At 49.8% G+C, this 6,525-nt stretch carries 7 protein-coding genes; 4 read left to right on the top strand and 3 right to left on the bottom strand.

Annotated elements, in window-relative coordinates; translation table 11 throughout:
* On the bottom strand, positions 1–267 hold a 267-nt coding region (locus ACFQ0N_RS20935), incomplete at its 3' end, for a transposase DNA-binding-containing protein (RefSeq protein ID WP_379329783.1).
* A 227-nt stretch (positions 268–494) separates the two neighbouring features.
* On the opposite strand from ACFQ0N_RS20935, the gene ACFQ0N_RS20930 reads away from it, so the two are divergent.
* Positions 495–1,136: a hypothetical protein gene (locus ACFQ0N_RS20930; protein ID WP_379329781.1), complete on the top strand. Its 642-nt coding sequence runs from the start codon at positions 495–497 to the stop codon at positions 1,134–1,136.
* 126 nt (positions 1,137–1,262) lie between these two features.
* On the opposite strand, the gene ACFQ0N_RS20925 is transcribed toward ACFQ0N_RS20930, so the two are convergent.
* Positions 1,263–1,805 carry a hypothetical protein gene (locus tag ACFQ0N_RS20925; protein ID WP_379329779.1) on the bottom strand — a complete coding sequence of 181 codons (543 nt, stop codon included), beginning with the start codon at positions 1,803–1,805 and terminating at the stop codon, positions 1,263–1,265.
* A 212-nt stretch (positions 1,806–2,017) separates the two neighbouring features.
* Between ACFQ0N_RS20925 and ACFQ0N_RS20920 the strand changes: the two genes are divergently transcribed.
* From ACFQ0N_RS20920 to ACFQ0N_RS20910, 3 genes are all read left to right on the top strand, one after another.
* On the top strand, positions 2,018–2,488 hold the full coding sequence (locus tag ACFQ0N_RS20920) for a GNAT family N-acetyltransferase (protein ID WP_379329793.1): 471 nt from the start codon (positions 2,018–2,020) through the stop codon (positions 2,486–2,488).
* Between the two features lie 1,359 nt (positions 2,489–3,847).
* On the top strand, positions 3,848–4,486 hold the full coding sequence (locus tag ACFQ0N_RS20915) for a D-sedoheptulose-7-phosphate isomerase (protein WP_379329777.1): 639 nt from the start codon (positions 3,848–3,850) through the stop codon (positions 4,484–4,486).
* A 15-nt stretch (positions 4,487–4,501) separates the two neighbouring features.
* Positions 4,502–5,479, top strand: coding sequence for an ROK family protein (locus ACFQ0N_RS20910; RefSeq protein ID WP_379329775.1), 978 nt, complete (start codon positions 4,502–4,504; stop codon positions 5,477–5,479).
* 90 nt (positions 5,480–5,569) lie between these two features.
* On the opposite strand, the gene ACFQ0N_RS20905 is transcribed toward ACFQ0N_RS20910, so the two are convergent.
* The gene (locus ACFQ0N_RS20905; RefSeq protein ID WP_379329773.1) at positions 5,570–6,442 is read right to left on the bottom strand and encodes an alpha/beta fold hydrolase; all 873 of its coding nucleotides are present in this window, start codon (positions 6,440–6,442) and stop codon (positions 5,570–5,572) included.
* Between the last annotated feature and the right edge of the window lie 83 nt (positions 6,443–6,525).

Below are 6,525 nucleotides of genomic sequence, written 5' to 3'. Positions count from 1 at the left end.
CTCGCGTTTGGCGTAGCTGATCCCGGTCGTGTCCTGTATGCACAGAAACACGGTCTCCCCGGTTTGTTTCATCTGCCGCAGCGTTTCCTGTCGATAGCAGTCCATGACGTTTTCTTCGGTGAGCTCGAGATTCTGTAGAAGGCGGTAAATGGCTTTCGCCTCTGCTGCGTCTGCACTAGCTGCCGCTATGGAAGCCCCAGGGTGACGAGACAAAGTCGTCATTGTTTGGATAAAGCGATTCAGAACACGGGTGCTGCGAATATACATGCGACGGAAAAAGTTGAACTGTGGCTGAAGCAACGAGTATGGAAGAAGTGGACATGAATCATTCCTACCTTTGTATGAAGAGTTGTCTCTATCCTACCACGTTGTATGGTATATCGCATACCAAAAAATGGAACCCTTGTGGGGCAAGCTTAGTCGTTAGATTCGTTACAACCCACAAGGCCCCTTATTGAGCGGGATAAGGGTTATCAGGTCTAAGCTTGCCCCACATGAAGCTGTCGGCTCAGGTAATCGGCCAGATGCGGGAGCTAAGACGGTTTTTCGTGATCAAGCTGATTCACGGCGAGATACGTGAAGCGCAGCTGCGGTATTTTTTGGAGGAATATAACTACCCGCTCGATTGGTCGTGGCACGCAGCGCTCGCCATTCAGATTGATGCACTGGAAGCTTCGCGTTACGAAGAGAAGGATCGCGACTTGCTGCTGTTTGCCCTCGCCAATATTGCGGGTGAGCTGATTCCGGACAAAGCGCGGCTCGTGCCTGTACTATTGGAGCAATCGCAAATTACGATTGTTGGAGGCAGCGGCGGTTCGCGAGCAGAGCAGAAGGCACAGCTTTTTGCCTGGGCAGAAGGGGTCCAGCAGGCTGCGCGCAAGTACTTGGGGCTGCAAGTAAGCATCGGCATTAGCCGTCCGCAAAGGCGGTTAATCGAGGCGGCTGACTCCAGTGAGCAAGCAGTTGAAGCGCTTCGTTATCGGATACGTATCGGTTTGGAGTCGATTTTGTTTAATGACGATGTTACATATGGCGACCCGGTTGCTAGTGTGTTTCCACAGCGGGCAGCCAAGGAGCTGTACAATGCAGTCAACGTGAGCAGGCCGACGAGTTGCTGGCTCAATGTATCGGATTAATCTTTCAAGAGCGGCGGATCGGGGCAATATCAGCTATCACTCGTTCGATTGTATACGATGCTGACAGAGCTGGGACAGACCAGAGGGCTGGTCACCCCTTTCTCGCGTTTAAGGTGAAGTGTACGGTTACTCGATCTTCATTGCTTCTCCGTCCACATACCACGTTCGTTTCCCGCTGCTATCTATTTTCGATTTGATGTCAATTGCAACGATTTCTCCGCTTGCTTTCTCCCAGGTGAGGATGGCGCGATCCTTTGCCTCGTTTAGCAGAACTGCAGGGAAGTAGTCTCCGTAACCAAGATTGCTTTTTCTTTGATCGCTGAATAAAGCGTCTGCAAAGGAAGTGGATTCTGCCGCAGAAAGCCCGTTCGTTAGTTCCAAATCAATATCCGAGCTGGGGATAATACGCCATTCTTGCCTAGTTACATTGCTTTCTTTAGACAATTTGTGCTTGATAACTTTTTCTTTTGCTTGTTCCCATCTTTTCATCATCGCCTCGTAAATTTCCGGACGTTCAGTTTCTTGGTAGGTTTCATGATCGTTAAGATGAGAGATAGGTTCGCTTTCAAGAACATAAGGATTGGATGGAGAGGTGGAGCTTGCCCATACGCTTACTCCTGCTGTCAGCAGTAATATTGTACTGCCAGCAATCGCAACGGTCTTTTTCACTAGATGCATCTCCTTTTACAAAAGTGGAAAATACTTCCCGATTATAAGACGTAATTAGCCTCAAAAAAGTTTAGGCCATTTTTGGGGCTGTTGGGCGGAAGGTTTCTTTGCCATGTTAATGAATGGTAAAATAGAGCATGAGCTTTGGTGGATGAACACGAATATCCGAATGCAGAGTAGATAGATTAGGAGGTTGAGCGGCGATGAAAGGAATGCAGATTACTGCCCTGCAAATCGATGAGGCGGCAGAAATATGCAGGTGGCGGTATGAAGGGGAATATGCATTTTACAATTTAGAAGAGTGTCAGGAGACGATAAGCGAGCTGCTGGATGGAACCTATTATGGAGTGCGAAATGCTGAAAACGAATTCATCGGTTTTTGCTGCTTCGGAGCGAACGCGCAGGTGCCGAGCGGCCGCCGTGCAGGAGTATATGGCGGCGACCATGTTGTCGACATCGGTCTTGGCATGAAACCTGAGTTGACTGGCCAAGGCAGCGGCATGGCGTTCTTGTCCGCTTGCCTTGGCTTTGCCCGCGAGACGTTCGAACCGCAGCGGCTGCGGCTGAGCGTGGCGGCGTTCAACGGGAGAGCCATCCGGCTCTACGCCAAGGCCGGATTTGAACCGTCAGGCAGGTTTGACAACAACGGAACCGAGTTTCTGGTAATGGAGCGGAATGCTTGAGCGGCTTACAAATGTAAGCGAATGAGCCTATGAGGCTATGAAGTGAAAATTATCGCTCAAAACACAACATTTTAAGCTGATTTCACTAAATTCCATGGAAATGCTGCACGTTTTGCAACAATGTGGCCCTTCTAAGAGCCCTGCGAGGCCAGATTTTTGCATTTTCTACAATAATTCGGCCGGACGGAAAGTTACGAGCGCTGATTTGTTGTACGTCGTGCAAGGCTGTTGATTTACCACAATATGGGTTGTGATTTGTCGCTCTTTTTTACTGGGAATTTATTCATATTGGCCAGCTAAATGGATTTTCTACAGTTCGTTTTATGTTTTGTTCGTTAGATAGCCGGACTAGATGGAAAACCTACAGTTAGAATGGGAGTTAGAGATGGATAGACTCGATTTGGCCCATACTAGCTGGATGATTTCCAGTTAGACTGCAAAAATCCTCTGTTCTGGCGTATATACCTACATAAAATCCAGTTAGTTTTGGGGTAAAGGAAGTCGAGATCAGCTTTTAAGGTTGAGCTCTATGTATTACTTTTTTTGGATAATCAACAGACGTGTATGACGTGCGATATTTTCGCAAAAACAAGCCGAATCCGAAAGCAAAGGAGGCTTACTGAATGCTGGCTAGCTTACTTTTAGCGCTACTTCTCGGAGTCCCATTTACTATAATAAACTTCACTGCCTATTTGAAAGGTTCTCCGCCTACAGGCATGAATATCGCGAGTACAATACTATTTTTAATAATATGGTTGATTTGGGGATTCTATATGAACGATAAGAATAAGGGAAATGCGAAGTTTCTAAAATTTAGTACACTTTATTGGCTGCTAGCCTTTGCTTTTGTCCTTGTTAGCTACAGTATGGATTGGCTTGTGCTCGCCATCCCCGCAGTTATTGTGTTTCTAGGCCCCTTATACGGGCTGAGGCAATTTCTTCCCAATCTTTCATACGAGTCATTTGCTTATATGAGTCTAATTATGGCGTATGCCATCAGTCTAACAGGTTACTGCTTGGGGCATATGATGAACAGCGTGTTTGACTGGAGGGGTAGACGGCAGTGACCGTTTGCAGCCTCCGTTTTTTTGTTCTCGCTCAATGCGCCGCGCATGCACCGCCAGCTCTTCACTCGATAGAGGGTGGCGCACCATTTGCTCCTGATGGAAGCGCGGCAAACTTCAGCACCATCGATTCACAAAGCGGGCTATAGGACGGCTTTTATTCTGTTCAAAGACGGTAAATGCGGGATAGACAGATGGAAGGCTCCTTGCTATAATCAACTTAATTAATTTAATAAATAAGATAAATATGACTTTATTCGTTTTTTAAGCTCTATTATTAGAGGAGGATGCGTTTATGACAAAGGAAAACGAATTATCACAGTTAATAAGAAAATATCCGGAACTGGCGGTGTGCGAAGCGGATATCACTGCGGCAGTTGATCGAATAGCAGCAAGCTATCGCGCAGGCGGGAAGCTATTAGTCTGCGGCAATGGGGGCAGTGCCTCGGACAGTGACCATATTGTTGGCGAGCTAATGAAGGGCTTTATGTCCAAACGGCCGCTTTCGGAGACGGAACGCGTGCAATTCGTCGCACAATTTCCTGAATCCGGCTCCTACCTGGCCGACCACCTGCAAGGAGCGCTGCCGGCGATTTCATTAATCGGCTCAACTGCGCTTACTAGCGCTTATGCCAATGATGTAGCAGCCGATATGATCTATGCCCAGCAGGTTTTTGGCTACGGCATTCCGGGCGATGTACTGCTCGGAATTAGTACGTCGGGCAACTCGGCCAATGTCGTTCGCGCCTTGCAGACGGCTAAAGTGAAGCGGGTAACGACGATCGGGCTGACCGGGCGCAATGGCGGACAAATGAACGATTTATGCGATATTGTCATTCGCGTGCCTTGGGATAGTACGCCTGACATACAGGAACGGCATCTGCCGATCTACCATACGATGTGCGTTATGCTGGAGCAGCAGTTTTTTGGGTGAAAGGGGGCGGTAAAAATGAAGAAGCTGCTTGCGGGAGTGGATATTGGAGGGACGAAATGTGCCGTAAGTATCGGCGTTGTCTCGGGCGATCAGATTGAATTGCTGGATAAAAAGAAGTTTCCGACACCGCCTGCGCCGGAAGCTGCGCTGAATCGTCTTGGCGATCTGCTTGACGAGCTGCTGGCTGCGCAGCCTGTTGATGCGGAAATCGCCGGCATTGGCATTAGCTGCGGCGGGCCGCTCGACAGCCGGTCTGGGCTTGTGCTATCGCCGCCCAATTTGCCGGAATGGCGGGAAATTGATGTTGTAACCCCTTTTCGCGAGCGGTTTGGTACCGCTACTGCCTTGCAGAACGATGCCAATGCATGTGCGCTTGCAGAATGGCAATGGGGAGCCGGCAAGGGAATGGACAATCTAATCTTCCTTACCTTCGGCACGGGGATGGGAGCCGGCCTAATATTGGACGGCCGGCTGTATGCCGGTACGAATGATATGGCGGGCGAGGTCGGCCATATGCGGATGGCGGAAAACGGGCCGGGAGGTTACGGCAAGACTGGCTCGTTCGAGGGTTTCTGCAGCGGAGGCGGCATCGCTCATCTCGCCCAGCTGGAAGCGGTCAAGCGCTTGCAGCGGGGGGAGAAGCCGACGCTTTGCCCGAGCCTGGAGCAATTGTCCGCACTCGATGCTCGCGTAATAGGCGAAGCTGCGCAGCAAGGCGATGAGCTGGCGCTCGCAGTAATGCGGCAGACGGGGGAGCAGCTGGGCTCGGGACTTGCGCTGCTCGTCGATATCTTGAACCCGCAATGTATTGTGATCGGCAGCATATACGGGAGACAGCAATCGCTGCTTGAGCCCTATGCGCTGGCGAAGCTGAAGGCTGAAGCGCACCCGCGCTCACTTGCGGCCTGCCGGATCGTACCGGCATTTTTTGGCGAGCAGATCGGCGATTATGCGAGCTTGTCGGTCGCGCAGTATGCTGCAGCGATGTGTTGATTCAAGAAGGGCACGCGCATCGCGCGTGCCTAAGCAGTACTATGTGCTGTTACTGTTACTGAAGGGGAAGCTGACTTCATCGCCCAACTATTATTGTTTTTCCACACTTTCCTCTGCGACCGGCTCGTACATCATGAATGGTGCAGGTGATGGCGAAGGATGATGCTCCTGTGCCACGCTGTCTATATATTCATGGGCACGAATCCATCTGCGGATGACATCATTCATTTCGTCGGCCGCTTTTGTGGGCAGCTGGTGGTTCTCGTTCTGGATGAGATGCAGTTCATATTGCGGCAGTCCGTTCTGAAGTTTTTTGAGGTAGCGTTTGAACCTCCGGTCTTTCTGGCCGTATAACAGCAGAATTGGCCCCTTAATTTGCCCTAATTTCGCGGTACAATTATATTTCAGACTGTATTCGTAATATTGCTTGATGGTGCGCCTGTCGCCGCGGAGCGAGCTTTGCAGCAAATTTTGGAACGTTAGCGTTTGGTCCGAGTTGCTCCACGAAATTCCAAGCGCCATGAGCCGCATGACCGGTCTCCATTTGGACAAGCCAATTGCCAGCCGAATCTGGTTTTTTAGTATAAAATCGCTCGTCTCCGACATCGTGCTTATCAGTATTCCGCCGGTAAACCGGTCCGGATGGGTCAGCATGGCTTGCAGCGCAATCGAGCCTCCAGTGGAATATCCACATACATAAGCTTGCCGGATACCTAAATGATTGAGCAGTTGTCTCATGTCTTCAACGATCAGCTCGTATGTAAACGGTGTGTCGGATTGCCCGCTTTGCCCATGACCGCGGATATCGAATGTAATGACTTGAAACTCGTTGGATAGCTGTACTTGCTGGTAGCGGAAATTGGTGCTCGTCAGCAGTGGAGGATGGATAAATACAATCGGAATGCCATCATCCCCATGCTTGTGATAATGCAAAATTACGCCATTTATATTTGCCAGCGGCACGCTCATTTCACTCCAATCATTAATTATGAGCTCCCTCGCCTGAGAACGATCCTGTTCGTCACTTGCCGGCTTAGGGCTTTAAT

Origin of the sequence: Paenibacillus sp. GCM10027626 (genome assembly GCF_042676285.1) — a bacterium.
Taxonomy (GTDB): Bacteria; Bacillota; Bacilli; order Paenibacillales; family Paenibacillaceae; genus Paenibacillus_Z.
This window is presented reverse-complemented; position numbering and strand designations above follow the sequence as displayed.